This window comes from Bauldia litoralis (assembly GCF_900104485.1).
GTDB classification, from domain to species: Bacteria; Pseudomonadota; Alphaproteobacteria; order Rhizobiales; family Kaistiaceae; genus Bauldia; species Bauldia litoralis.
This window is the reverse complement of sequence record NZ_FMXQ01000004.1, coordinates 278818-304127: the sequence shown is the minus strand read 5'-3', so window position 1 is coordinate 304127 and position 25310 is coordinate 278818. Positions and strand designations below refer to the sequence as shown.

The following is a 25310-nucleotide window of genomic DNA, read 5'->3' as shown; positions in this document are numbered from 1 at the left end:
GACGCCTATGCGCCGATCGGGATCTTCAGCGCCTGACCCGGGAAGATGAGGTCCGGGTTGCTGATGACCAGCGGATTGGCCCGCACGATGTTCTGGAAGGCGGCGGAACTGCCGTAGTTCGCGTCAGCTATGGCGGACAGCGTGTCGCCGGGCTGCACGACGTGGATCCGGTAGCCGACATAGCCGGGAACGATGCGCGGCCCGAAGATGACCGGCACCGTGATCTTGTTGATCTCCGATCCGTTCCGGGCGCTTTCCTCATACACCTCGACGAAAAGCCGATCGAGCTGGAACGCTGCGCCGGCAACATCCACCGCGATCTGGTACTGGCCGTGCTCTCCCGTGCCGCCGCCGACATTGAAGAATCCGGTCCGCTCGTCATGGCCGTCGTGGACACGATACTGAAGGGTCGCTTCGAACCCCTGTCCGATGCCGCCGACCAGGATCGGATTCCCGACCAGGTCGAAGGGTGCAGGCTGTTGAATGAGATTGACCATCGTCTCTGCCTCCTCGTATCGGGCGGACGTCGCTCGAGACCCGCCCTCGTCCGTTGCGATCATTCTGGCAAAGCCGCCGCGTGCGGGCGGCAAAGAATGCTCGCGTCGTAAAGCGTTCCTTTTGGGGCAGGTGACAAATGGATCGGCTTCGCGGTGAAGCCGTTGACCGAGCAGCCCGCCTCCATCCACGCCCCACCCGCTTTCGCTCCTCTGCGAAGCGGCGCTTTCGCCGGCGAATCGGTTGGCGTGATAGATTGCAGGCGAAGCACCGGCCATCGCGGAGAACAGCTTGGAAGAACACGTCGTCGACCTGACCGGAATCGCCTTCGTCATGGCGATTGCCGCCATGCTCGGCTTCGTGCTGATGCGCTTCCGCCAGCCGCCGATCGTCGGCTACATCCTCGCCGGAGTCGTCCTCGGCCCGACCGGCTTCGGGCTGGTCGAGAATGCCGGTTCGATCACCGTTCTGGCCGAACTCGGCGTGATCATGCTGCTTTTCCTGATCGGCATGGAACTCTCGGTCCGGGTCTTCGCCACCGTCGCCGGCATCGCCTCGATCGTCACGGCGGGGCAGATCGCCGCCAGCCTCGGGGTCGCGGCGCTGCTCGGCCTCGCCTTCGGCTGGGACTTCGAGGCGGTCGTCGCGCTCGGCTTCATCGTCGCGATTTCCTCGACGGCGGTGGCGATGCAGATGCTCGAGGAGCTCGGCGAATTGCGCACCGCCACCGGCCGGATCACCGTCGGCGTGCTGATCGCGCAGGACATCGCCGTGGTGCCGATGTTGGTGATCCTGTCATCCTTCGGCAGCGACAGCGACCTGACCGGCCTTGTCATCAAGCTGGCGATCGCGGCGATCCTGATCTTCGCCCTGCTGCGCTATCTCTCGACCCGGCCCGGCAAGCTGCGCCTGCCCTTCACCGAGCGGATGAGCGGGCGGGTCGACATGGTGGCGCTGGCCAGCGTCGCCTTCTGCTTCGGCGCCGCGGCGCTGACCAGCGTCGCCGGGCTGTCGGCCGCCTTCGGCGCCTTCCTCGCTGGCCTGGTCATCGCCGGATCGACGATGCGGGCCGAGGCGATCGCCGCGACGCATCCGATCCAGAGCCTGCTGATCGTCGTCTTCTTCCTGTCGATCGGCCTGCTGATCGACCTCGACTACGTCATCGCCAATCTCGGCACGGTCATCGTCGTGGTGATCGCGGTTCTGGCCGCCAAGACCTTCATCAACGTCCTGCTGCTGAGGCTGGTGCGCACGCCTTGGGAGCAGGCGTTTCCAGGCGGGCTGATCATGGCCCAGGTCGGCGAATTCTCCTTCGTGCTGGCGGCGAGCGGGCTGATCTCCGGCGCGGTGTCGCAGGACACCTACCGGCTGGCAATCGCAGTGATCGCCATCTCGCTGCTGGTCAGCCCCCTGTGGATGGTGTCGCTCCGCCGCTTCCAGGTCATCGCCCATCATGGCGTCACCAATTTCCGCGAGGCGCTGGCCGAGGTCTATGCCGGCGAGATCGGCGAGATCGAGCGCGGCCGGCTGATGGTCAGCCGTGGCGCGCTCTATGCCCGGCGCCGCGCCCGCGCCGCGCGGATCGCCTGGCAGCGGCGACGCCGCGCCCGCCGGCATCCGGCAGCCTCGACCGCCAGGCCGGAACCGGGCGAGGCGCAAGTCGCTGACGCCGGCCCTCCAGCCGAGGATGCAGCCAGGCCGGTGGACCCTGCCCCGATATCGCCGGAGTCCGGGTCGACAAAAGCCGGATGAGCGTTCGTATCGCCCTGCCGGTTCTTGTCCTGACGGCCTTCGTCGGCCTGGTCGCCGGCACCGTTACCGCCAGCGCCGCGCCGCCGCCGCGCGTCGAGGGCCTCTACTGCACCCGCGCCCTGAAGGCCTCGGCGCCGGCCAACACCTTCTGGTGGGCAGTGTTCCAGGGCGAACGCAAGGGGTTCTTCGGCGGGCGCGAGACCACCCGGCAGCTCCGCTGCTTCCGCAGCCAGGCGGATTGCAAGGCGTGGCTCTACTGGGTCCAGTCGGACTGGCCGGACCTCAATCAGTTGCGCCGCTGCAAGCGCGGCTTTCCCTTCTGACAGGCACAAAAAAATGCCCCGGACAGTGTCCGGGGCATCGTGATCTCGAAGATCGGTACGGCTTACGCCATCGCCTTTTCGTAAAGCTCGAGCGCGTAGTCCCAGTTGATCAGGCTGTCGACCCAGGCTTCCAGATACTTCGGCCGGGCGTTGCGGTAGTCGATGTAATAGGAGTGCTCCCAGACATCGCAGCCGAGGATCGGCGCACCGCCATGGACCAGCGGGTTCTCGCCGTTCGGGGTCTTGGTGATCTCCAGCTTGCCGTCGCGGACGGTCAGCCAGCACCAGCCAGAGCCGAACTGCGTGGCGCCGGCCTGCATGAAGTCGGCCTTGAACTTGTCATAGCCGCCGAGATCGGAGTCGATCGCCTTGGCGAGCGCGCCCGGGATCTTGGTGCCGCCGCCATCCTTCTTCATCCATTTCCAGAAGTGGATGTGATTGTAGTGCTGGGCGGCGTTGTTGAAGAGGCCGGCATTCTTCGAATAGCTCTGCTTGACGACGTCCTCGAGGCTCTTGTCCTCCAGGCCCGAGCCTTCCAGCAGCTTGTTGCCGTTGGTGACATAGGCCTGGTGATGCTTGTCGTGGTGGAATTCCAGCGTCTCCTTGGACATGAAGGGCTGGAGCGCCTCGTAGTCGTACGGAAGGGGCGGCAGTTCAAAAGCCATGACAAGCTCCTCTTTTGGTCGATAGGCGCGCCGAAAGGCCGGAAATGGCGGGACGGCGGCGAAATGAATGGATTTCCACGGGCGAACATAGGCCCCGGCGAAGCCGGCGACAACCGCGATCCGCTATCGTTTCGGCCGAACGGTGAAACTGGCACCGTTCGCCAACGCCGAAAGGTGGAAAATCGTTCCCCGGGACGGCCGGCGCCGCCTCAGTGACCGGGCGGCGGCCTCTCGTGCAGCGGGTTCGACCGTTCGTAGGCGCGCGACGCGGCCAGCACGCCCCGGTCGTCGAACATCCGCCCGACGATCTGGAGCCCGACCGGCAGGCCGGCGGCTGTGAAGCCGCAGTTGATGCTGGCGGCGGGCTGCTGGGTGAGGTTGAACGGATAGCTGAAGGGCGTCCATCCAAGCCAGGCATTGCCGTCGTCGGCGTAGGGCGATAGTTGCCCGGCATCGAAGGCCGGCGTCGCGACCGAGGGCGTCAGCAGGAAGTCGTAGTCCTCCATGAACTGCCGCATGGCGCTGCCATAGGCGCCGCGCGCCTGGGTGGCGGCGAGGTAGTCGGCGAGCGGTATCGCCGCGCCCTCCCCGGCGATGGCGCGCAGTCCCGGATCGACCATCGCCCGTTGATCGGGCGGGATGTCCTTCAGCACGGTCGCGGCACCCACCCACCACAGGGTGCGGAATGTGTCGGTCGGGTCGCCGCCGGGCGGATCGACCGCCTCGACATGGGCGCCGAGTTCGATGAAGCGGTCGGCGGCGAGCGCGACCAGCGCCTCGACTTCCGGGTCGACCACCGGCGCCCAGCCGAGGCGCGGCGAGAAGGCGATGCGCTTGCCCCTGACGCTGTCGCCGAGGCCATCGGCGAAGCCGTCCTCGGGTGGAAGCGCGTACCAGTCGCGCGAATCCGGGCGGGCGATGATGTCGAGGAGCATCGCGGCGTCGGTCACCGTGCGGGCCATCGGCCCGACATGGGCGAGCGTGCCGAACAGCGACAGTGGCCAGGCCGGGACGCGGCCGAAGCTCGGCTTGAGGCCGTAGGTGCCGGTGAAATGCGCCGGCATGCGGATCGAGCCGCCGCCGTCGGTGCCGAGCGCCAGCGGGCAGAACCGCGCGGCAAGCGCCGCGGCCGAGCCGCCGGAGGAACCGCCCGGCGTCTTGTCCGGGTTCCACGGGTTGCGGCTGATGCCGGTCAGCGGCGAGTCGGTGACGCCCTTCCAGCCGAATTCCGGCGTCGTCGTCTTGCCGATCAGCACCGCCCCGGCTTCCCTCAACCGGGCGACGGCGGGCGCGTCGACATTCCAGGGCCCGCTGGCATCGACGGTCAGCGAACCGCGCAGCGTCGGCCAGCCGTCGGTCAGGAGAAGGTCCTTGACCGCGACCGGTACGCCATCGAGCGGCGACAGCGGCTTGCCCGCCTCCCAACGCTTGGCCGAGGCGCGGGCCTGGACGAGCGAGGTTTCGCGGTCGATGAGGCAGAAGGCGTTGAGCTTGCCGTCATGCGCCGCGATCCGGTCGAGCAGCGCGGTGGCGACGTCGACCGGCGAGACAGTCCGCGCCGCAAACCCGGCGGAAAGCGCCGCCGCCGTCATCTCGTGCAGTTCCCTGGTGGTCATCCGCGGCCTCCCTGCCCGGTTCAGCGTCGCAGGATGCCGCCGAGCACGCTGCGGAAGATCTGGCGGCCGACCGAGCCGGCAAGCGCCCCGCCGACCGTTTCCGACAGGTCGCGCGTCACTTCGCGCGCCGCCTTCTGGGTGGTCGAGAGGCGTTTGTTGCGCGGCACGTTGAGACCGAGGATTTCTTCGAGCAGGCTGCCGCTGCCCTCGCCCGGCACATCGGGCGGCGGACCGGCGGGCGCCTCGGCAACCTTGTCCTCGACCTTGGCCTTGAGCATCTCGAAGGCCGACTGGCGGTCGATGGTGACGTCGTAGATCGTGCCGATCGGGCTTGCCGCGATCACCGCCTGGCGTTCCGCCTCGGTGATCGTTCCCATCCGCGACGACGGCGGCCGGATCAGGGTCCGCTGAACGATCGAGGGAATGCCCTTGGCCTCCAGCGTCGAGACCAGCGCCTCGCCGACGCCGAGTTGGGTGATGACATCGAAGGTCTTGAAGTCGGGGTTGGGGCGGAAGGTGTCGGCGGCGGTCTTGACCGCCCTGGTGTCGCGCGGGGTGAAGGCGCGCAGCGCGTGCTGGACGCGGTTGCCGATCTGCGACAGCACGGTGTCGGGCACGTCAAGCGGGTTCTGGCTGGCGAAGTAGACGCCGACGCCTTTCGACCGGACCAGCCGAACCACCAGCTCGATCTTCTCAAGCAGCGCCTTCGGTGCATCGTTGAACAGGAGGTGCGCCTCGTCGAAGAAGAAGACCAGCTTCGGCTTCTCGGGATCGCCGATTTCCGGCAGTTCCTCGAACAGTTCGGAGAGCAGCCAGAGCAGGAAGGTGGCGTAGAGCCGGGGCGACTGCATCAGCGATGACGCGGCGAGGATGTTGACGATGCCGCGGCCGTCCGGCGCGGTGCGCATCAGTTCGGAGATCGCCAGCGCCGGCTCGCCGAAGAACATCTGGCCGCCCTGCTGCTCGAGTACCAGCAGCGAGCGCTGCACGGCGCCGACGCTCGCCTTCGAGATGTTGCCGTAGCGCACGGTCAGTTCGCTCGCCCGCTCCGCGACATAGACCAGCAGCGCCTGCAGGTCCTTGAGGTCGAGGATCGGCAGCCCTTCCTCGTCGGCGATGCGGAAGGCGACGTTGAGCACGCCTTCCTGGGTGTCGTTGAGGCCGAGCAGGCGCGACAGGAGCAGCGGCCCCATCTCCGAAACCGTGGTACGGACCGGATGCCCCTCCTTGCCGAACAGGTCCCAGAAGACGACCGGAAATGCCTCGAAGGCATACTCATCGGCGAAGCCGATCTTTTCCGCCCGCTTGGCGAGAAAATCCTTCGGTTCGCCGGGCATCGCCATGCCGGCGACGTCGCCCTTCACATCGGAGCAGAAGACCGGGACACCAGCCTTCGAGAAACCCTCGGCGAGAATCTGCAGGGTCACCGTCTTGCCGGTACCGGTGGCGCCGGTGATCAGCCCGTGGCGATTGGCGAAGGGCAACTGGACGTATTCCGGGTGGCCGCTCGTCCCGACGAACACCTTGCCCTCTTCGATCACCGCCATTCCGCCGCGCCCCGCTGGTTGTCACAATCGATTTCGGACAGATTAGCGGCCGGACCGCCGCCCCGGCAATGGATCGATCGCCACCCTCGGCAAACCGCATCGTTCAACCGTCGATGAAATTTTCGTGACCCGGGGTATCTGGAGCCGTTCCAGGGTTGTCGCCGCTTTCCGCCGCGGGCCATTATCGCCGTGCTCTCCCGAACGTCGGACGACCGGGCCGTTCATTCGAATTTGCGCGGCCAGCGCGGGCTATTTGTTCATCGATCGGGCGTGAGGTGAAAAAATTCCGAATAACCCCGGCGGTCGGGTGTTAGCCGGGGTGCGTGAAATCCTAAAACCGGAGGACGGGATGAAATTGAAACTGGGTTTGGCTGTCGCCGCGTTCGCTGTCGCCGCCAGCGGTTTTGCCGTGGCGAATGAGGATATCATCGGCCTGCGCAAGCAGGCGATGAAGGTCAACGGACAGGCCGCCAAGGTCTCCGTCGGCATGATCAAGGGCGAGATTCCGTTCAATGCGGAGGTGGCTGCCGCCGCGATGATGCTGATCGCCGACAGCTCGACCGAGTTCGTCCATCTCTTCCCCGAGGGGAGCGAGACCGGCGACACCAAGGCGGGCGACGCGATCTGGAGCGACCCGGATGGTTTCAAGGCCGCGAGCAAGGCAGCAGCCGATGCCGCGACCGCCGCCGCGACAGCCGCCGCCGATGGCCAGGAAGCCTTTGGCGCCGCCTTCGGCGCGGTCGGCCAGGCCTGCGGCGCCTGCCACGAAGGCTATCGCAAGGGCTGATCCGGCCCTCGCCGATCGACATGACAGACGGCGCGGCCCAAGGGTCGCGCCGTTTTCGTATCCGCCGCTGCTAGCCGCCGAGTTGCCCGAGGATCCGCGCCCAGGAGCGGATGCCGCCATGGAAGCTCGACAACTCGTATTTCTCGTTCGGCGAATGGATGCGGTCGTCATCGAGACCGAAGCCGACCATCAGCGAATCCATCCCCAGCTCCCGCTTGAAGTCGCCAACCACCGGGATCGAGCCGCCGCCGCCAACCAGCGCCGGCTCGATGCCCCATTCGTCGGTCAGCGCGGCGCGGGCGCCTGCGAGGAACGGACCGTCGAAGGGGAGCCGCGTCGCGCCGCTGCCGCCGTGGCTGGCGAAGGACACGCGGCAATCGGGAGGCAGCAGGCCGGTGACGAAGGCCCGGAAATTCTCACGGACCTTTTCGGGATCCTGGTCGCCGACGAGGCGGAAGGACACCTTGGCCGAGGCCTTGGCCGGGATCACCGTCTTGAAGCCCTCGCCCGTGTAACCACCGATGATGCCGTTGACCTCGCAGGTCGGACGCGACCAGATCTGCTCAAGCACCGTGCGCCCCGCCTCGCCGGCCGGCGTCGTCAGCCCGACTGTATCGAGGAAGGCGTCCGCGTCGAAACCGAGCGTGTCCCAGATCGCCTTGACGTCGTCGGGGACCTCGGCGACCCCGTCATAGAAGTTCGGAACGGTGACGCGGCCGTCCGCATCGTGAAGACGGGCAAGGATGTCTGAGAGAACGTGGAGCGGGTTGCGGGCCGCGCCGCCGAACATGCCGGAATGCAGATCGCGATCGGCGGCGGAAATGGTCACCTCCTCGCCGACCAGGCCGCGCAGCATGATGGTGATGGCGCCGCGCTCGCGGCTCCACATCCCCGTGTCGCAGACCAGCGCGACATCGGCGCGCAACTCGTCGACATTCGCCCGCAGGAAGGGCACGAGGCTCGGGCTGCCGGATTCCTCCTCGCCCTCGAACAGGATCGAGACCTTCGCCGGCAGCTTGCCGGTGACCGCCTTCCAGGCGCGGCAGGCCTCGAGGAAGGTCATCAGCTGGCCCTTGTCGTCTGATGCGCCACGGGCAACGATCCGCTTGGCGCCATCGACCGTCTCGATGCGGGGATCGAAGGGCGGCGTTGCCCATTCGCTCAGCGGGTCGACCGGCTGGACGTCGTAATGGCCGTAGAAGAGAAGGTGCGGCCCGGCGGTCGCGGTCGCGTCATGGGCGACGACCATCGGGTGGCCGGTGGTGGGACGCACCGAGGCGTCGAAGCCGAGGCCGGTGAGTTCCTCGGCCAGCCAATCGGCGGCGGCGGCGACTTTGTCGCGATAGGCCGGGTCGGTCGAGATGCTCTCGATGCGGAGCAGCGTAAAAAGTCGGTCGAGGCTCGCCGGCAGGTCATCGTCGATCTGTTGCAATACGCGGTCGAGCATCGGGATTCCTCATGTTTTCGGGTTGGCGCAACCTAGCGGCATCGGCCGCCGACCGGAAGCGCGCTTGTGTTTCGCCAACGCGTGGAGTCACATGCCCCGCGAAGCGAGACGCATAGCGAGGATTGAATGGAAGACCTGATCGCAAAGATCGTCGCCGACACCGGCGTGTCGCCCGACGTCGCCCGGAAATCGGTGATCATCATTCTCAAATTCGTCCGCCAGGAAGCGCCGGCCGACAAGGTCGACGACCTGCTCGATGCGCTGCCCGGCGCCCGCGAGGCGCTTGAGGCCGACGGTCCCGGCGGGCCGGACGGTCTGATGGCGGCCTTCAACGCACTGACCTCGGCCGGCCTCGGCATGATGCAGGTCCAGTCAGTGGTCGAGAGCTTTGGCCGGCACGCCCGCGAGAAGGCCAAGCCCGGCACCGTCGAGGCGATCGTCGCCTCGGTTCCCGGCCTCGGCCAGTTCGTCTGACGCGACCGAAGTGATTCGCCGACAAGGGGCGGCGCGATGACCTACGACGAGTTCAACGCCTTCTGCGGCAGCCTCGCCGCGACCTCCCATGTCATCCAGTGGGGCGGCGCCCATGTCTGGAAAGTCGGCGACAAGGTGTTCGCCATCGGTGGCTGGCACGACGACCAGGAATCCTTTACTTTCAAGGTCTCAGAGATGTCTTTTGAGATGTTGAAAGAAGAACGTGGCGTCCGCCCGGCGCCGTATCTGGCATCCCGCGGCATGAAGTGGATCCAGCGTTATGACGAATCCTTCCTTAACGATCAGGATTTGAAAAGATATTTGCGCGAATCTCATCGCATCGTGTCCCTGGGGCTTTCGAAGAAGCGACAGAAGGCGCTGGGACTGAACCAGACTGCGGGCGAGGACGATCGATGATCGCGAAGCAGCCATGACCAGGACCGACCTCTTTCCGCGCGTCAGCGCCGCCGACTGGGAAGCGCTGGCAAGCCGCGCCGGCCGTGTCGACCTGTCGACGCTCACCGCGCGCTCCGACGACGGCCTGCCGGTCGGCCCGCTCTACCCGGCCGGAGACGCACCGCCGATCGCCGGCCGGACGCCCGGCGCGCGCTGGATCGTCGCGCAGAGGATCGATCACGGCGACGCAGACGCCATCGCCGCGACGGTCCGGACAGCGGTAGCGGGCGGCGCAACCGGCGCGGTGCTCGTCGCCACCGACAGCACCAGCGCCCACGGACGCGGCATCGCGATCGACAACGAGACGCTGAAACGGATCGCGCATGACGGCGCCCTCGACGGTCTCGCCCTGCGCATCGATCTCGGCGCCGACAGCACCGCCACCGCCTCCGGCATGATCCGCGCCGCCAGCGCAGCGGGCGTCGACAGCCTCTGCCTCGCCTTCGACCCGGTCGCGACGCTCGCCGCACACGGCGCGCTGCCGGGGCCTGGCGAAGAAGCGATCGCCAGCCTCCTGGTGCTTGGCGCCACGATGCACGAAGCGGCGCTCGACGGCGAAGCGATGGTCGCCGACGGACGGGTTTGGCATGACGCCGGTGCGTCGGAGGCCCAGGAGCTTGGTGCGATGCTCGCCACGGCGACCCTCGTCTTCCGCCTCGCCGACGAGACGGGCCACGGCCGCGACGCGGTCGCCCGGCGACTCGGCCTGATCCTCGCCGTCGATGCCGACCAGTTCCTGTCGATCGCCAAGCTGCGCACCGCGCGGCAGCTTCTTGCCCGCCTCTACGCGCTGCTCGGCATCGAGGGCGTGGCGTCGCGGGTTCACGCCGAGACATCGTTCCGGATGATGAGCCGGCGCGATCCCTATCTCAACATGCTTCGGGCGACCGGAGCGGCCTTCGCCGCCGCCGTCGGCGGGGCGGAGACACTCGCGGTGCTGCCGCTGGCGCCCGATGGCGATCCCTTCGCCGACCGCATGGCGCGCAACATCCAGTCGATCGCCCTCGACGAAGCATCCCTCTTCCGCATCGGCGATCCCGGCGCCGGATCGGGCGCCATCGAGGCGCTGACCGGTGAACTCGCCGAAGCGGCGTGGAACGAATTCCGCGCCATCGAGGCCGAGGGCGGCATTCTGGCGGCCATCGCAACCGGCTCCCTGCCGGGCCGGATCGCGGCGATGCGCGACGACCGGCTCGGGCGGGTCTCCACCCGGGCCATCGAGATCGTCGGGGTCAACGTCCATGTCGACCGGGGCCGTCCGCCCGCGACCGCAGGCGAACAGGCGCCGCCTGCGGAGGCCGGATCGTCGTCGCGACTCCGCTTTGTCAGGCTGGCCGAACCCTTCGAGCATCTGTGCGCACGGTCGCGGGACCTCGCCGCCAGCGAGATCCCTCCTGTCGTCTTCATGGCCCGAATCGACACGTCAGCGGGCACCGACGAGGCGGTCGCCGCGGCGGCCGACGCCCTTGCCACCGGCGGCCTCGAAGCGATCGAAGCCGGCGAGCCTGGGGACGACCACGCGAGCGACGCGGCCTTCGCCCAATCAGGCGCCGCGGTCGCCTGCATCGCGGCCGGCGAATCCGCATCGGAGGACGCAATCGCCGGAATGGCCGCGTCCCTGAAGGACGCCGGCGCGGCGCTGGTGCTCTTTCACGGCAGCGACAAGCGGCCCTTCATCGACCTGCCGGTCGTCGACGGGACCCTTGCGCCGGGTGCCGATCTGGTCGCGAACCTCGGCAAAACACTTGACGCGATTGCGAATGCGGGGAAAAAGATGCAGAATCACGCGGGCGACCAGAAGGCCAGGGGTTCGGAATCGTGACCTTCACAGATACCCAGTTCGGACGGGCCATCGCGCGTGCGGTGGCGCTGCTTTCGTTTCTGTCCCTGCTTGCCGGCCCTGGCGCCATCGAGGCTGCGGCGGCGACCAACAGTTTCGACGGCAACTGGAAGATCTACATCTTCGGCGGCCAGGACAATTGCACCTTCGGCTATCGCCTGCCCATCACCATCAGCGAAGGCGCCGTCCTCTATAACGGGCGCAAGGTGCATCCGACCGTGATCGGCGTCAGCTCCGCCGGGGCCGTCGCGATCAATCTCGGCAGCGGCAGCAACCACGTCACCGGAACCGGCGCGCTCGCCTCCAACCGCGGCTCCGGCCGATGGTCCGCGCCCCAGTTCAGCTGCGGCGGGTACTGGCGCGCCGAGAAGCGATGACCGCGCCCCAGGGGGCGAAACCGGAAACCACCAGTCCGACTGCCAAAACGCGACGGGGTCGCTTCCCCGACTTTGCCGAAATTCCGTGGCGCGCGCCTGACGCGTCTTCCCCCGTTTCGGACGGTGACCACTGGACCACGCCGGAAGGGATTCCGGTCAAGCCGCTCTATGGGGCGGAGGATATCGCCGGCCTCGATTTCGTCGATGGCTGGCCGGGGCTGCCGCCCTATCTGCGCGGCCCCTACCCGACAATGTATGTCGAGCGGCCGTGGACGATCCGCCAGTATGCGGGCTTCTCGACGGCGGCCGAATCCAACGCCTTCTATCGCCGCAACCTCGCCGGCGGCCAACGCGGCCTGTCGGTCGCCTTCGACCTGCCGACCCATCGCGGCTACGACTCCGACGATCCGCGCATCGCCGCCGATGTCGGCATGGCCGGCGTGGCGATCGACTCGATCCTCGACATGCAGGCGCTGTTCGACGGCATCCCGCTCGACCGGATGAGCGTGTCGATGACGATGAACGGCGCGGTGCTGCCGGTGATGGCGCTCTATATCGTCGCGGCGGAGGAACAGGGCGCTGCGCAGCGCGACTTGACCGGGACCATCCAGAACGACATCCTCAAGGAGTTCATGGTCCGCAACACCTTCATCTACCCGCCTCTGCCGTCGATGCGGCTGGTCGCCGATGTCATGGCCTATACGGCCGAGCACATGCCGCGCTTCAACCCGATCTCGGTGTCCGGCTATCACATGCAGGAGGCCGGGGCGACGGCCGACCTCGAGCTCGCCTATACCCTCGCCGACGGGCTGGAATACATCCAGGCCGGCCGCGACCGGGGGCTGGCGGTCGACGCCTTCGCGCCGCGCATCTCCTTCTTCTTCGGCATCGGCATGAACTTCTTCATGGAGGTGGCGAAGCTGCGCGCCGCGCGCCTGCTATGGGCGCGGCTGGTCAAGCAACGCTTCGCGCCCGAGGACACCCGCTCGCTGGTGCTGCGGGCGCATTGCCAGACGTCAGGCTGGTCGCTTGCCGCCCGCGACGTGTTCAACAACGTCACCCGCACGGCGATCGAGGCGATGGCGGCAACGCAGGGGCATACCCAGTCGCTGCACACCAACGCCCTCGACGAGGCGCTGGCGCTGCCGACGGACTTCTCGGCGCGGATCGCCCGCAACACCCAGCTCTTTCTGCAAAAGGAATCCGGCACCACCCGGATCATCGACCCGTGGGGCGGCTCCTACTATGTCGAAAGCCTGACGCAGGACCTGGTCACCAAGGCGCTCGAGCACATCGCGGAGGTCGACGCGCTCGGTGGCATGGCCAAGGCGATCGAAGCCGGCGTGCCGAAGCTACGCATCGAGGAAGCGGCGGCGCGCACCCAGGCGCGGATCGACTCCGGCCGCCAGGCGGTGATCGGCGTCAACCGCTATCCGCCCGACGGCGAACCGCCGCTCGACCTGTTGCGCGTCGACAACTCGGCGGTGCTGGCCGCGCAGATCGACAAGCTGAAGCGGCTGCGGCGCGACCGCGACGACGCGGCCTGCACGGCGGCGCTGGAAGCCATGACGAATGCGGCGAAGTCCGGCGAGGGCAACCTGCTGGCGCTGGCCGTCGATGCGGCGCGGGCTCGCGCCACCGTCGGCGAGATGAGCAACGCGATGGAAGCCGCCTTCGGCCGGTTCCAGCCCGAGGCCAAGGTGGCGGCCGGGGTCTATGGCGACGAGGCCGGCGACGACGACGCGGTGGCGGCGGCCCGGTCAGTCAGCGCCCGGTTCAAGGAGCATGACGGCCGCCCGCCGCGCATCCTCGTCGCCAAGATCGGCCAGGACGGCCACGACCGCGGCCAGAAGGTGATCGCCTCGGCCTTTACCGACCTCGGCTTCGACGTGGTACTCGGGCCCCTCTTCCAGTCGCCGGAGGAAGCCGCGACCCTGGCGATCGACAGCGACGTCCACATGATCGGCGTCTCGACGCTGGCCGCTGGCCACCTGGTCACCGTGCCGGCCCTCAAGCGCGCCCTCGAGGCCGCCGGCCGGCCCGACATCATGGTGGTGGTCGGCGGCGTCATCCCGCCCCAGGACTATGAAGCGCTGCGCGACGCCGGCGCGTCCGCGATCTTCCCGCCGGGCTCGCCCGTCGCGGAATCGGCCGTCGCCCTCGTCGACGCCCTCAACCAGCGCCTCGGCTACGAGCCCTCGACCCTGCGGAACTTTCCCGCCGGGGGACTCGACTCGGCCGGCTAGGGCACCCATATTGCCAACTAGTTGTCTAGTTGGAAGCGACCATGACCCAATCCGTCGGCGCGTTTGAAGCCAAGACCAAGTTTTCCGAACTGCTCGACCGCGTCGAGAAGGGCGAGGAGGTGATCATCACCCGGCGCGGCAAGCCGGTCGCCCGGTTGACCCTCCCGGTCGCGGTTCGCGCCGAGAAGAAGGCCACGGTTGACGATCTCCTGGCGATCGGACGATCGATCGACCATCTGGTGGAGGGCGAATTCACCTCGGCCGATGTCAACGCCATCCTCTACGACGAAGACGGCCTGTCCCGGTGATTGTCGATACCTCGGCGATCGTCGCCATTTTGCGCCATGAAGACGAAGCAAGGCAGTTCGCGCAGGCTCTCCTTGATGCGGAGCATCCCAGGATTTCGGCAGCGACCCTTGTTGAACTGATCAATGTCCTGGACCGCTGCATTGGCGCGGAGGGCGTGGCCGCGTCCGAAAAACTCCTGGCCGATGCGCATGTGGAAATAGTCCCGTTCACGCGGGATCAGGCGCACTGGGCCCGGCATGCCCGTCTGACATACGGTATCGGGCATCACCCAGCCCGGCTCAATTTCGGCGACTGCTTTGTCTATGCCCTCGCCAAGCAGACCGGAGAGCCGTTGCTGTTCAAGGGCGACGACTTCGTCCACACGGATCTCCCGTCGGCCCTGTAGGTGTCCCGTTACGGCACACCTTGCCGCGGCACGATCCTTGATAGGTCTGGCTCCGAACAGGAGCCGACATGGACCGACGCAGCTTTCTTTCCGGTGCCGTCACGGTTGCCGCGCTCGCCCCGGCGACCGCCGAGGCGACTGAACCGCCGGCGCTGCGCGGCGCGATCGACGGGACGGCGCGCGGGTTGACGCCCGACCTGCCCAACAACCAGAGCCGGCTTTTCCAGGCGCTGCTGCAGGAAGCCGCGGCGGCGAACCGCCCGCTCTTCCTGCCGCCCGGGCGTTACGTCGTCTCCAACATTGTCCTGCCATCGAGCACCCGCCTCCTCGGCATCGCCGGCGCGACGCGACTGGTCTTCGCGGGCGACGGGCACATGCTGACCGCCGACAAGGCGGACCTCATCGTCCTCGACGGGGTGGCGATCGACGGCGGCGGGTTGCCGCTTGCCGATTACGTCGAAGGCCTCGTCCATCTGGCCGGCTGCCCGGTCGTGCGGATCGCCAATTGCGAGATCACGGCGAGCACGAGGAGCGGCATGGCGCTCGATCGCTGCGGCGGCCGGGTCGAGGGCAACACCATCACCCAGGCGCGGCAGGCGGGCATCCGCGCCATCGAATCGACCGGCCTGACCGTCGCCGGCAACGACATCGTGGACTGCGGCAATGGCGGCGTGCTGGTCTGGCGGTGGAGTGCGGGCGAGGACGGCACCATCGTCAGCGGCAACCGCATCGCCCGGATCGGCGCCGAGGATGGCGGCACCGGCGAGAATGGCAACGGCGTCAACGCCTTCCGCGCCCATGGCGTCATCGTCAGCGGCAACCATATCAGCGACTGCGCCTTCACCGCGGTGCGGGCCAACGCCGCCAACAACGTCCAGATCACCGGCAACACCTGCCTGCGCAGCGGCGAGGTCGCGATCTTCTCCGAATTCGGCTTCAGCGGCGCCCTGATCGCCAACAACATCATCGAGCGCGCCGCCAACGGCATCAGCGTCGCCAATTTCGACCATGGCGGCCGGCTGGCCGTGGTGGCCAACAACATCGTCCGCGATCTGGTGACTGAAGGCCCCTACCCGACCGACGACCAGGGCTTCGGCGTCGGCATCTCCGTCGAGGCCGATGTCGCGGTCAGCGGCAATGTCATCGACGGCGCCCCGCGATTCGGCCTGGTGCTCGGCTGGGGGCCGTACCTGCGCGACGTGTCGGCGACCGGCAACGTCATCCGCGACTCGTCGGTCGGCATCGCGGTCAGCGTCGTCGAGGGCGCCGGCGCTGCGATGATCAGCGACAACCTGATCTCCGGCGCCGACCGGGGTGCGATCGTCGGCATGCGCTGGTCGGAGCCCGCTTCCGGCGACTTGGCGCTGTCCGGCGCCGAGGACTTCCCCAACGTCACCGTCTCCCGCAACCGGGCCTGATCCGGTCAGGCGTCCGCGGTGTCGCCCAACCGCTCGACCCAGCGGGCCAGGCGGTCGAGGGCGCCATCGAGCATGGTGTCGCGTTTCGAGAAGCAGAAGCGGATGAAGTTGCCCGGCGCGTCGGACTGGTAGAAGGCCGAAACCGGGACCGCCGTCACCCCCGCCTCGACCGTCAGCTTCTCGCAAACCGCCGCGTCGTCGTCGCCGAGCCCAAGCGGCGCGGTGTCGACCGTCAGGAAGTAGGTGCCGGCGCAAGGCACCACGCCGAAGCCGATCTTGCTCAGCCCGCGCGCCAGCCGGTCGCGCTTGGCCTCGAGGTCGCCGGCGAGCGCGGTGTAATAGTCGTCACCCTTGCCGAGTCCGTAGGCCACCGCCTTCTGCAAGCCGGGCGGCGTGGTGAAGGTGGTGAACTGGTGCGCCTTGGTCACCGGATCGAGCAGCGCCGGAGCGGCGGTCACGTAACCCACCTTCCAGCCGGTCAGCGAGAAGGTCTTGCCGGCGGAGCCGATCCGCAACGTACGCTCCCGCATGCCGGGCAGCGTCATCAGCGGCGTGTGTTTCCGCCCATCGAAAAGGATGTGCTCATAGACCTCGTCGCAGATCGCATAGGCGTCATGGGCGACGGTCAGTTCGGCGATCAGTTCAAGCTCCTGGCGATCGAAGACCTTGGCCGCCGGGTTCATCGGATTGTTGAGCAGGATCGCCTTGGTCTTTGGCCCGAAGGCCGCGGCCAACGCCTCGCGGTCGATCTTCCAGTCGGGCGGCGTCACCCGCACCAGCTTCGGCGTCGCCCCGGCGCGGCGCACCAGCGGCAGGTAGCAGTCGTAAAGCGGCTCGATCAGGACCACTTCGTCGCCCGGCTCGATCAACGCGGCCAGGCAGTCGGACAGCGCCTCCGTCGCGCCGGAAGTGACCAGCACCTCCGTCTGCCAGTCGATGTCGAGGTCGTAGAAGCGCTTGTTGGCTTCCGCCACGGCGGTGCGCAGTTCCGGCACGCCCATCATCGGTGGATACTGGTTGCGGCCGGCGACCAGCTCCTCCGCGGCGAAGCGTCGGATATCCTCCGGCCCGTCGACGTCGGGAAAGCCCTGGCCGAGGTTGATCGCGCCATGCGCCTTGGCATGCTGCGACATCACCTCGAAAATCGTGGTCGGAAGTCCCGTATAGACGGGATTGGTCGACTTCATGGATTCCCCCAAATCCGTTTCGGGGACAATCCTAGCAGAATGGCGATTGATGCTTGGTGAATTTGCCGAGGGCCGATCGCTCGCCTCCTGCGGCTGCCCGCCCCCTCGCAAAAGCGAACGGCCCGCCGAAGCGGGCCGTTCTCTTCCACGTCAGATGGGGGGCGACATTATCCCATCTTCGGCAGAAGCACCGTGTCGATGACGTGAATGACGCCATTGGACTGCTTGACGTCGGCGATGGTCACCGTGGCGACGTTGCCGTTCTCGTCGGTCAGCGTGATCTTCTCGCCGTCCATCTTGGCGTTGAGCTTGCAGCCGCCGAGGGTCTCAACCGTGTGCGCACCGTTGTCGTCCTTGATCATTCCCATGATCGCGTCCGACATCGCGTCGGCCGCAACGACATGACAAGTCAGGATGGTGGTGAGTTGTTCCTTGTTTTCCGGCTTCAGCAGCGTCTCGACGGTGCCGTCGGGCAGCTTCTCGAAGGCGGCGTTGACCGGCGCGAAGACCGTGAAGGGGCCGTCGCCCTGCAGCGTCTCGACGAGGCCGGCGGCCTTGACCGCGGCGACCAGCGTGGTGTGATCCTTCGAATTGACGGCGTTCTCGATGATGTTCTTCGAGGGATACATCGGCGCACCGCCGACTTCGACAGTCATCTCGGCGGCGAAGGCGGGGACGGCGGCATAGGAACCGGCGCCGACGACGGCGGCAACGGCGGTGGCGCGAAGCAGAGTGCGGATATTGAGGGTCATGGTCTGGCTCTCCTGCGTTTGTTGGTGACGCTCCTCCTTGGAGGTCGCCAACAGCTACGGAGGGGATGCGCGGACGGTTTCAGAAGGCGCGATATTTTCTCGATCACGAGGGCGTGATCGTTTTTCCGTCGCCGGTCAGTCGCCTTTGGCGCGGTTCGGCGCCGGGGTCGGCGATGGCGGCAGGGTCCTGGCCATGTGCATCTTGTTGCCGAACGTCCCTGTCCGTTGCCAGCCGAGACGCTCGTAAAGGCGCACGTTTTCCGGCATGGCGACGTGGGTCGTCAGGCGCATCTCGTCGATCCGCAACTGACGGCACGCGGCTTCGGCGTGTTCGATGAGCCCGCGCCCGACGCCCCGGCCCGAGGCACGCGGATCGACCGCGACATTGGCGAGCAGCGCGAAGCCGTCCTTCTCCACCAGCACCAGCCCGCCGAGTATCCGGTCGTCGAGGACGGCGACGAAAACCAGATGGTCTTCGATATCCTTGTCGATGCCTTCGGAGACGGCCGGCAGATCGGCGATGCGGGAGCGGTAAGGCGCGTAGGCGTCGTCAATGCAACGCGCCAGCGCCACCGCGTCCCCGGCCTTCGCCCTGCGTATCATCCAGTCGCTCACGGGTGAACTCGTCCGGCTCGTGTCTGCCTAGTCCGACGGGACCAGTTGCCCGCTGAAGACGACCGGCCCGGTGACGGCGCCGGTGGGCGATCCGCCCTTCGGCTCGAGGCTGATCGCCAGGGTCAGGCCGTCCGGCGCGTATTCCAGCCCTCGCGACAGGCTGGTCCCGTCGTCGAAGACACCGAGCGACACTGGCACGGCGTCGGGCTCGACGGCCCACAATTCATAGCTCTTGTCCTCCGGTGGCGCGGCGACCACCTGGCGGACCGAGATCGTCCCTGCGGCGACGTTGACGGTGGCGACGAAGGCCGGCGAGGCGCCCTCGGTGGTCAGTACGGCGACGAATTCCGACTGGGCCTGGACCGGCGGCTGGATCTGGTCGACGACGACGATGCCGGCCAGCACGGCCGCCGCGGCGCCGACGAGCGCCGAGGTCACGCGCCAGCGGCGGACCTGGCGACGCAGGAAAACGACGTTGCCGCCCTCGCCGCTCTCCACCACCGATGGCGACGCGGCGCCGATCGCCGCCTCGATGCGACCGAAGACGGACGGCTGCACCGGCGCCTCGCCGGCCGTGTCGGCCAGCGGCTGCAGCCGGGTCTCCCATTCGGAGACCGCGCGACGGAAGTCGGCATCGGCGGCATAGCGTGCTTCGGCCGCGCGCCTCTCCCCGGCGTCGAGGGTGCCGAGGACATATTCGCCCGCCAGGGCGTCGAGGTCTTCGCGTTCAGGCGCCATCGCCGAGGCACTCCTTCAACGCAATCAGGCTCCGCCGCAGGATCGTCTTGATCGTCGCGGCGGGGCGTTCGAACCGCTCGGCCAGTTCCTCCCGGCTCCAGCCGTGGCAATAGGCCAGCACCACCATGCCACGACGGTCGGTGTCGAGCGCCTCGAGGCAGCGCATCAGGCCCTGGCCGGCGGCGAGCCGGTCGGCGCCCGTCGACGGGTCGGCGATGGTTTCCGCGATCGCCGGGTCGGCGGCAGCGGCCGAGACGCGCTCCGCGCCCCGCCGCACCATGTCGATGGCGGCGTGCCGGGCGATCGTCGTCATCCACGCGATCGGTGAGGCGATGCCGGGGTCGTAGTCGCCGGCACGGCGCCATATCCGTACAAAAGCTTCCTGCACTGCGTCCTCCGCAGTTGCGTCGCTCCTGACTATACGGCGGGTCGTCGCGTGGAGTTTCGCACTTGTGCGATCGAAGAGGGTCTTAAACGCGGCGCGGTCGCCGGTGGCGACGGCGGTCATCAGAAAAACCAGTTCCTGCTGTCTATCGTCCACGTTCGGGCCCCGACCGACGGTGGCGGCGGATTTGCCGTGAAAACCGGCGAAATTCCGCTGCACCGCACTATATACCGCCACTATGACATAGGAGACTGTGCCCGCGTGACAACAAGGAGCGACTGGAATCCTTTTATTTGCCTTGTTGGCGGCCCAGACAACCTCTCCTGACATGACAGGGTCAACTAATTTGCAGTTGTCCGTTCAATTCGCGTCGCACAATAGCTATATCGGGGCACTAAAATTCTGGGGCGCAAACGGCGCGACGTCGCGCGCACATGTTTTTGGTGACAATTCATGGCATCGATTTTCAAGCCGAGCCGCGTGATATCGGTCGCGATCCTGCTGGCAGCCGCCGGGTGGATCGCCTCCGGGGTGTTTTCGCCCGCCAACGAGGACGTCGCTCACGGCGGTGATACCGTCGCGGCGGATGGCACCCAGGTGGCGAGCCTCGACGGCGAGACGCCGGTCGCGGGCGAAGCCGCCGTCGCCGAAGCGGAAGTGTTTGTCCAGAGGGTCTCCGTCAGGAGCGCCACGCCGGAACCGCACCAGCGGCAGATCGTGCTCTCCTGCACCACCGAAGCGGACAATGCCTCGGTCGCGGTCGCCCGTGGCGCCGGCGTCATCGTCGAATTGAATGTCGAGCGTGGCAGCAAGGTGCGCGCCGACGAAATCGTCGCGAAACTGTCCGACGAGGGCCGGGTCGCGGCGGTCAAGCAGGCGGAAGCGCTGCTGCTCCAGCGGCAGGCCGAGTATGACGCCAACAAATCGCTGATCGACAAGGGCAACGCGCCGAAGAACCAGCTTCCGGCGCTGGAAGCGGCCGTCGCCTCGGCGGAAGCGACGCTTGCCACCGCCAATGCCCTCGCCGATCGCTCGATCGTCCGCTCGCCGGTCGGCGGCGTCGTCGACAGCGTTCCGGTGCAGGTCGGCCAGGCCGTCGAGGCGGGCTCGCTTATCGCCGAGATCATCGACCCGGACCCGATGCTGGCCGTCGGCGCGGTCAGCGAGCGCGAGCGCGGCTATCTAGATCTCGGGCAGAGCGCGACGATGCGCTTCATCGACGGCAAGACGGTCGATGGCGAGATCAGCTATGTCGGGCTGAGCGCCGACAAGGCGACCCGTACCTATCCGGTCGAGGCGCGCATGGCCAATCCCGGCGCGCTGATTCCCGATGGCGTGACCTGCGAGATGGTGGTGACCACCGAGCCGGTGATCGCGACGTCGATCCCGCGCTCGGCGCTGGTCTTTTCCGACGACGGGCTGCTTGGCGTGCGTCTCGCCGACGAGAATGACCGGGTGCAGTTCAAGCAGATCTCGATCGTCGATGACGGGCGCGACTCGGTCTGGGTCGCCGGCATCGACGAGCCGACGCGGATCATCATCGTCGGCCAGGACTTCGTGAAGGACGGCGACCTGGTCGAACCGGTCTCCGAAGTCGCCAAGGTGGAGCCGCCGGCATGAGAGCGATCGTCGAATACGCGATCGACCACGCGCGTCTGACGATTGCCATCCTGCTCTTCCTGCTGCTGGCGGGCGCCAGCGCCTATGTGAGCATTCCGAAGGAAGCCGAGCCGGACGTCACGATCCCGATCATCTATGTCCAGCTCTCCCAGGCGGGCATCTCGCCCGAGGATTCCGAGCGCCTGCTCGTGCGGCCGCTGGAATCGCAGCTCAAGACGGTCTCCAACGTCAAGGAAATGAAGGCAGCCGCCTTCGAGGGCGGCGGCTATGTGCTGCTCGAATTCGAGGCCGGCTTCGATTCCGACGTCGCCCTGCAGGATATCCGCGCCAAGGTCGATGACGCCAAGGCCGAACTGCCGTCCGACGCCGACGAGCCGCGGGTCCAGGAGGTCAATCTCTCCGAGCAGCCCGTCGTTCTCGTCAGCCTGGCCGGCGACCTCTCCGAACGGTCGCTGAACCAGATCGCCCACCAGGCGCAGGACGCCATCGAGCTGATCCCCAGCGTCCTGTCTGCCGATATCAACGGCCTGCGCGATGAGGTGATCGAGATCATCGCCGAGCCGATGCTGCTCGACAGCTATGGCGTGTCGCTCGAGGACTTCGCGATCGCCGTGGCCCGCAGCAACAGCCTGGTTGCCGCCGGCGCGCTCGAAGGGCCCGAGGGCCGCTTCGCGGTCAAGGTCCCTGCCCTGATCGAGACGCCCGACGACGTGCTCAACATCCCGGTCGCCGCCTCGACAGCGGCGACGGTGACGCTCGGCGATGTCGCCACGGTGCTGCCGACCTTCAAGGACCCGACCTCGATCACCCGTGTCGACGGACAGCCGGCCGTCGTCATCTCGGTCGCCAAGCGCTCCGGCGCCAACCTGATCGAGACCGTCGACGCCGTCCGTACCGCCATTGAGCCCCTCAAGAAAAACTGGCCGGAGTCGCTCGAGGTCCGCTTCCTCCAGGACAAGTCGAAATTCATTCGCCAGATGCTGGCCGACCTGCAGAATGCGGTGCTGACGGCGGTCATCCTGGTCGCGGTCATCATCCTCTTCTCGCTCGGCGGCCGCGCCTCGATCATGATCGGCATCGCGGTGCCCTTCTCCTTCCTCGTCGGCGTTCTCGGCCTCTACATGGCCGGGCTGACGATGAATATCGTCGTACTGTTCAGCCTGATCCTCGCGGTCGGCATGCTGGTCGACGACTCGATCATCGTCTCCGAATTCGCCGAGCGGCGAATGAGCGAAGGCATGCGGCCGCGCGAGGCCTACGCCTTCGCCGCCAGCCGGATGACCGGCCCGGTGGTCGCGGCGACGCTGACCCGCATCGCGGCCTTCTCTCCCCTGCTCTTCTGGCCCGGCATCGTCGGCCAGTTCATGGGCTACATGCCGCTGACGCTGATCGCGACGCTGAGCGCGTCGCTGGTCGCGGCGCTGATCTTCACGCCAACGCTCGGCGCGCTGATCGGCAAGCCGCAACCGCTGCATGAGGAAAAGGCGCGCCGCGAGGGCCCCTATCTCAAAACGGTTCGAATCGCGGTCCGCCATCCGGGGCTGACGCTGATCCTGGCGGTGGCGATGCTGGTCGGCGTCATCATGGCCTATGGCAAGTATGGCTCCGGCGTCGAGTTCTTCCCGACGGTCGAGCCCGATACCGGCCAGGTGCTGGTCCATGCCCGCGGCAACACCTCGCTGGCGGAGAAGAACCGCCTGGTTCGCCAGGTCGAGGCGCGCATTCTCGACCTGGACGGCCTGACGACGATTTATGCCCGGGTTGGCAGCGGCCAGCAGGGCGACGAGAACGTCACCGAGGACGTTATCGGCACCATCCAGTTCGAGTTTGTCGACTGGCAGGAGCGCCGCCCGGCGGCCGAGATCATGGAGGAGGCGCGCCAGCGCACCGCCGATATCCCCGGCATCCGGGTCGAGGTGACGACGCCGCCGGCCGGTCCGCCGACCGGCAAGGCGGTCCAGGTCCAGTTGTCGAGCGTCTATCCCGACGCGCTGAACGAGGCCGCCCGCCGCGTTGCCGGCGAACTCGCCAAATATCCGGAAATCCGCGATCTCGACGACGGCCTGCCACTGCCCGGAATCGACTGGCAGCTCGAGGTCGACAAGGCCGAGGCCGCCCGCTACGGCGTCAGCGTCGCCTCGGTCGGCTCGATCGTCCGCCTGGTCACCAACGGCCTGACGGTGACCGACTATCGCCCGGCGAGCAGCGAGGATCCGGTCGACATCATCGTCCGGGTGCCGGAAGACCGCCGGACGCTGAACCAGATCGACGACCTCTATATCGAGACGCCGGCCGGTTCCGTGCCGATCAGCAATTTCGTCGTGCGCACGCCCTCCCGCCAGGTCGGCGTCATCAACCGCATCGATGGCAAGCGGATCGTGACGGTGACCGCCAACGTCGCCGAGGGCGTGCAGTCCTCGGCCGTCCAGCAGCAGGTCAAGGAAATGCTGGACGAGACCGATTTCGAGGGTCTCGTCACCTGGAAGCTGGCGGGCGAGGACGAGGAAAGCCAGGCCGCCCAGGAGTTCCTCGGCAACGCCTTCGGAGTCGCCATCTTCCTGATCTTCGTCGTGCTGCTGGCGCAGTTCAACAAGCTGTCGAGCGTCTTCCTCATCCTGTCGGCGATCATCATGTCGACGATCGGCGTCATCATCGGCCTGCTGGTGATGGGCCAGCCCTTCGGCATCGTCATGACCGGCATCGGCATCATCGCGCTGGCCGGCGTCGTCACCAACAACAACATCGTGCTGATCGATACCTATGACCGGCTGCGACGGGAAGGCGTGCCGACCGAGGAGGCGATCATGCGGACGGCGCGCGAACGTGCCCGGCCGGTGATGCTGACCGCCGTCACCGCCATTCTTGGCGTGTTGCCGATCGCCTTCGCCGTCAACCTCGACTTCGTCAACCGCGAGGTCACCCAGGGCGCGCCGTCGGCGCAGTGGTGGGTCGGGCTGTCGACCGCCATCGTCTTCGGCCTCGGCTTCGCCACCATCCTGACACTGGTGGTGACGCCTGCGGCGCTGTCCTTCCTTGCCAAGATCAGGCGTCTCTACGACCGCATCTTCCACCGCAAGAAATCGGCGACGACGCCGGGCGGGGGCGTTTCGCCGGCCCATATCCGCGGCCCCGATCACCCCGCCTGACCGGCGCCGACCGCTCGCGAATGGCGGGCTGACGCCGGCGGTCGCGGTGCGCGCGCCGCGCCCTGCATGCCCGGCCAAGTTCCCTGCCCGGCTGAAATCGGGTAGTATTGCCGCGCAAGGCAAGAGGAGGAGACCATGGCGACATTGGCTCTACTCGTTGCGTTGGTGGCTCTCGCCGCTGCGTTGATCGCGATCCGGATGGCGATGAATGCCGGCGGCCAGCATCGGGCTCCCGGCCCGGCACCGGCGCCCCCGGCACCGCCCGCTCCACCACCGCCCCCGGCTGCGGTCAACTACACTATCACCGGCACCATCCGGGTCACCAACGACTGCGACGGCCTGCAGGCGTCGATTCCGGGCCGGGTGACGATCAAGACGGAGCTGTCGAACGCGGCCGGCACGATCGCCGTTCCCGGCTCGACCACCGTCAACCTGGCGCCCGATCCGGCCAGTCCGGCCGCCCCGGTCAAGATCGGCACCTATACCATCACGGTGCGATGGCTGGGCGGCGTCCCGGCCCATTGGACGCGCCCCGATGTGGAGGATCCGGCGACGGGCAACCCGGTCTGCAACGGCATCCCCGGTTGCGTGCCCCCGCAGGTGTGTCGCGACAGGGCCACTGCGACGCGGACCGTGCCCTTCGTCAACCCCAACACGACCCACGACATTCCGGTGGGCTGCGCCTGCGGCAATCCCTGAGGCCGGGCGATTGGCGCGTCCGGCGATGCCC

The 25310-nt window shown here is 67.4% G+C and carries 25 protein-coding genes; 15 read left to right on the top strand and 10 right to left on the bottom strand.

Features of this window, described 5'->3' with window-relative positions; genetic code table 11:
- Nucleotides 1–5 precede the first annotated feature (5 nt).
- Nucleotides 6–830 carry a Gmad2 immunoglobulin-like domain-containing protein gene (locus BLT60_RS24755; RefSeq protein ID WP_244521228.1) on the bottom strand — a complete coding sequence of 275 codons (825 nt, stop codon included), beginning with the start codon at nt 828–830 and terminating at the stop codon, nt 6–8.
- Between BLT60_RS24755 and BLT60_RS11635 the strand changes: the two genes are divergently transcribed.
- Nucleotides 787–2247 (top strand): cation:proton antiporter, encoded by a 1461-nt coding sequence (locus tag BLT60_RS11635; protein ID WP_244521227.1) that lies wholly within the window; start codon nt 787–789, stop codon nt 2245–2247. The genes BLT60_RS24755 and BLT60_RS11635 overlap by 44 nt on opposite strands.
- Nucleotides 2244–2570 (top strand): hypothetical protein, encoded by a 327-nt coding sequence (locus tag BLT60_RS11630; RefSeq protein ID WP_090876607.1) that lies wholly within the window; start codon nt 2244–2246, stop codon nt 2568–2570. Before BLT60_RS11635 ends, BLT60_RS11630 begins: the two co-directional genes overlap by 4 nt.
- A gap of 62 nt (nt 2571–2632) precedes the next feature.
- Here BLT60_RS11630 and BLT60_RS11625 read toward each other — a convergent pair whose 3' ends face one another.
- From BLT60_RS11625 to BLT60_RS11615, 3 genes are all read right to left on the bottom strand, one after another.
- A complete protein-coding gene (locus BLT60_RS11625; protein WP_090876606.1) occupies nt 2633–3235 on the bottom strand; it encodes a superoxide dismutase in 603 nt (200 codons plus the stop codon).
- Nucleotides 3236–3444: 209 nt separating this feature from the next.
- Nucleotides 3445–4851, bottom strand: coding sequence for an amidase (locus tag BLT60_RS11620; RefSeq protein ID WP_090876605.1), 1407 nt, complete (start codon nt 4849–4851; stop codon nt 3445–3447).
- 20 nt (nt 4852–4871) lie between these two features.
- A complete protein-coding gene (locus tag BLT60_RS11615; protein ID WP_090876604.1) occupies nt 4872–6398 on the bottom strand; it encodes a helicase HerA-like domain-containing protein in 1527 nt (508 codons plus the stop codon).
- Between the two features lie 349 nt (nt 6399–6747).
- On the opposite strand from BLT60_RS11615, the gene BLT60_RS11610 reads away from it, so the two are divergent.
- Nucleotides 6748–7185, top strand: a complete 438-nt coding sequence (locus BLT60_RS11610) for a c-type cytochrome (protein WP_090876603.1) — start codon at nt 6748–6750, stop codon at nt 7183–7185.
- A gap of 70 nt (nt 7186–7255) precedes the next feature.
- Here BLT60_RS11610 and BLT60_RS11605 read toward each other — a convergent pair whose 3' ends face one another.
- On the bottom strand, nt 7256–8632 hold the full coding sequence (locus BLT60_RS11605) for a M20/M25/M40 family metallo-hydrolase (RefSeq protein ID WP_090876602.1): 1377 nt from the start codon (nt 8630–8632) through the stop codon (nt 7256–7258).
- A 126-nt stretch (nt 8633–8758) separates the two neighbouring features.
- Here BLT60_RS11605 and BLT60_RS11600 point away from each other — a divergent pair, with 126 nt between their 5' ends.
- The 8 genes from BLT60_RS11600 to BLT60_RS11565 all read left to right on the top strand — a co-directional run bounded on the left by BLT60_RS11600 (nt 8759) and on the right by BLT60_RS11565 (nt 16137).
- Nucleotides 8759–9106, top strand: coding sequence for a hypothetical protein (locus BLT60_RS11600; protein WP_090876601.1), 348 nt, complete (start codon nt 8759–8761; stop codon nt 9104–9106).
- 36 nt (nt 9107–9142) lie between these two features.
- A complete protein-coding gene (locus BLT60_RS11595) occupies nt 9143–9523 on the top strand; it encodes an MmcQ/YjbR family DNA-binding protein (RefSeq protein ID WP_090876600.1) in 381 nt (126 codons plus the stop codon).
- A 13-nt stretch (nt 9524–9536) separates the two neighbouring features.
- Nucleotides 9537–11384, top strand: coding sequence for a methylmalonyl-CoA mutase family protein (locus BLT60_RS11590; protein ID WP_090876599.1), 1848 nt, complete (start codon nt 9537–9539; stop codon nt 11382–11384).
- Nucleotides 11381–11779 (top strand): hypothetical protein, encoded by a 399-nt coding sequence (locus BLT60_RS11585; RefSeq protein ID WP_090876598.1) that lies wholly within the window; start codon nt 11381–11383, stop codon nt 11777–11779. Before BLT60_RS11590 ends, BLT60_RS11585 begins: the two co-directional genes overlap by 4 nt.
- Entirely contained in the window at nt 11776–14025 is a 2250-nt protein-coding gene (gene scpA / locus BLT60_RS11580; protein WP_090876597.1) for a methylmalonyl-CoA mutase, read from the top strand. Before BLT60_RS11585 ends, scpA begins: the two co-directional genes overlap by 4 nt.
- Before the next feature lie 41 nt (nt 14026–14066).
- On the top strand, nt 14067–14333 hold the full coding sequence (locus BLT60_RS11575; RefSeq protein ID WP_090876785.1) for a type II toxin-antitoxin system Phd/YefM family antitoxin: 267 nt from the start codon (nt 14067–14069) through the stop codon (nt 14331–14333).
- On the top strand, nt 14330–14719 hold the full coding sequence (locus BLT60_RS11570; protein ID WP_090876596.1) for a type II toxin-antitoxin system VapC family toxin: 390 nt from the start codon (nt 14330–14332) through the stop codon (nt 14717–14719). Before BLT60_RS11575 ends, BLT60_RS11570 begins: the two co-directional genes overlap by 4 nt.
- Nucleotides 14720–14787: 68 nt before the next feature.
- Nucleotides 14788–16137, top strand: a complete 1350-nt coding sequence (locus BLT60_RS11565; RefSeq protein WP_090876595.1) for a TIGR03808 family TAT-translocated repetitive protein — start codon at nt 14788–14790, stop codon at nt 16135–16137.
- A gap of 5 nt (nt 16138–16142) precedes the next feature.
- Here the strand turns inward: BLT60_RS11565 and BLT60_RS11560 are convergent, their stop codons facing one another.
- From BLT60_RS11560 to BLT60_RS11540, 5 genes are all read right to left on the bottom strand, one after another.
- A complete protein-coding gene (locus BLT60_RS11560; protein WP_090876594.1) occupies nt 16143–17324 on the bottom strand; it encodes an aminotransferase in 1182 nt (393 codons plus the stop codon).
- A 167-nt stretch (nt 17325–17491) separates the two neighbouring features.
- Nucleotides 17492–18076, bottom strand: a complete 585-nt coding sequence (locus BLT60_RS11555) for a fasciclin domain-containing protein (RefSeq protein WP_090876784.1) — start codon at nt 18074–18076, stop codon at nt 17492–17494.
- A gap of 135 nt (nt 18077–18211) precedes the next feature.
- A complete protein-coding gene (locus BLT60_RS11550) occupies nt 18212–18691 on the bottom strand; it encodes a GNAT family N-acetyltransferase (protein ID WP_210185598.1) in 480 nt (159 codons plus the stop codon).
- A 27-nt stretch (nt 18692–18718) separates the two neighbouring features.
- Nucleotides 18719–19429, bottom strand: a complete 711-nt coding sequence (locus BLT60_RS11545; RefSeq protein ID WP_090876593.1) for an anti-sigma factor — start codon at nt 19427–19429, stop codon at nt 18719–18721.
- Entirely contained in the window at nt 19419–19937 is a 519-nt protein-coding gene (locus tag BLT60_RS11540) for an RNA polymerase sigma factor (RefSeq protein ID WP_244521242.1), read from the bottom strand. Before BLT60_RS11540 ends, BLT60_RS11545 begins: the two co-directional genes overlap by 11 nt.
- Between BLT60_RS11540 and BLT60_RS24750 the strand changes: the two genes are divergently transcribed.
- From BLT60_RS24750 to BLT60_RS11525, 4 genes are all read left to right on the top strand, one after another.
- Nucleotides 19866–20141 (top strand): hypothetical protein, encoded by a 276-nt coding sequence (locus tag BLT60_RS24750; protein ID WP_244521246.1) that lies wholly within the window; start codon nt 19866–19868, stop codon nt 20139–20141. The two genes, BLT60_RS11540 and BLT60_RS24750, sit on opposite strands and share 72 nt — an antisense overlap.
- Before the next feature lie 126 nt (nt 20142–20267).
- Nucleotides 20268–21434: an efflux RND transporter periplasmic adaptor subunit gene (locus BLT60_RS11535; RefSeq protein ID WP_090876591.1), complete on the top strand. Its 1167-nt coding sequence runs from the start codon at nt 20268–20270 to the stop codon at nt 21432–21434.
- Complete coding sequence (locus BLT60_RS11530; protein ID WP_090876590.1) at nt 21431–24580, top strand: efflux RND transporter permease subunit; 3150 nt, start codon at nt 21431–21433, stop codon at nt 24578–24580. Before BLT60_RS11535 ends, BLT60_RS11530 begins: the two co-directional genes overlap by 4 nt.
- A gap of 135 nt (nt 24581–24715) precedes the next feature.
- The gene (locus BLT60_RS11525; RefSeq protein WP_139167808.1) at nt 24716–25279 is read left to right on the top strand and encodes a hypothetical protein; all 564 of its coding nucleotides are present in this window, start codon (nt 24716–24718) and stop codon (nt 25277–25279) included.
- The last annotated feature ends 31 nt before the right edge of the window (nt 25280–25310 follow it).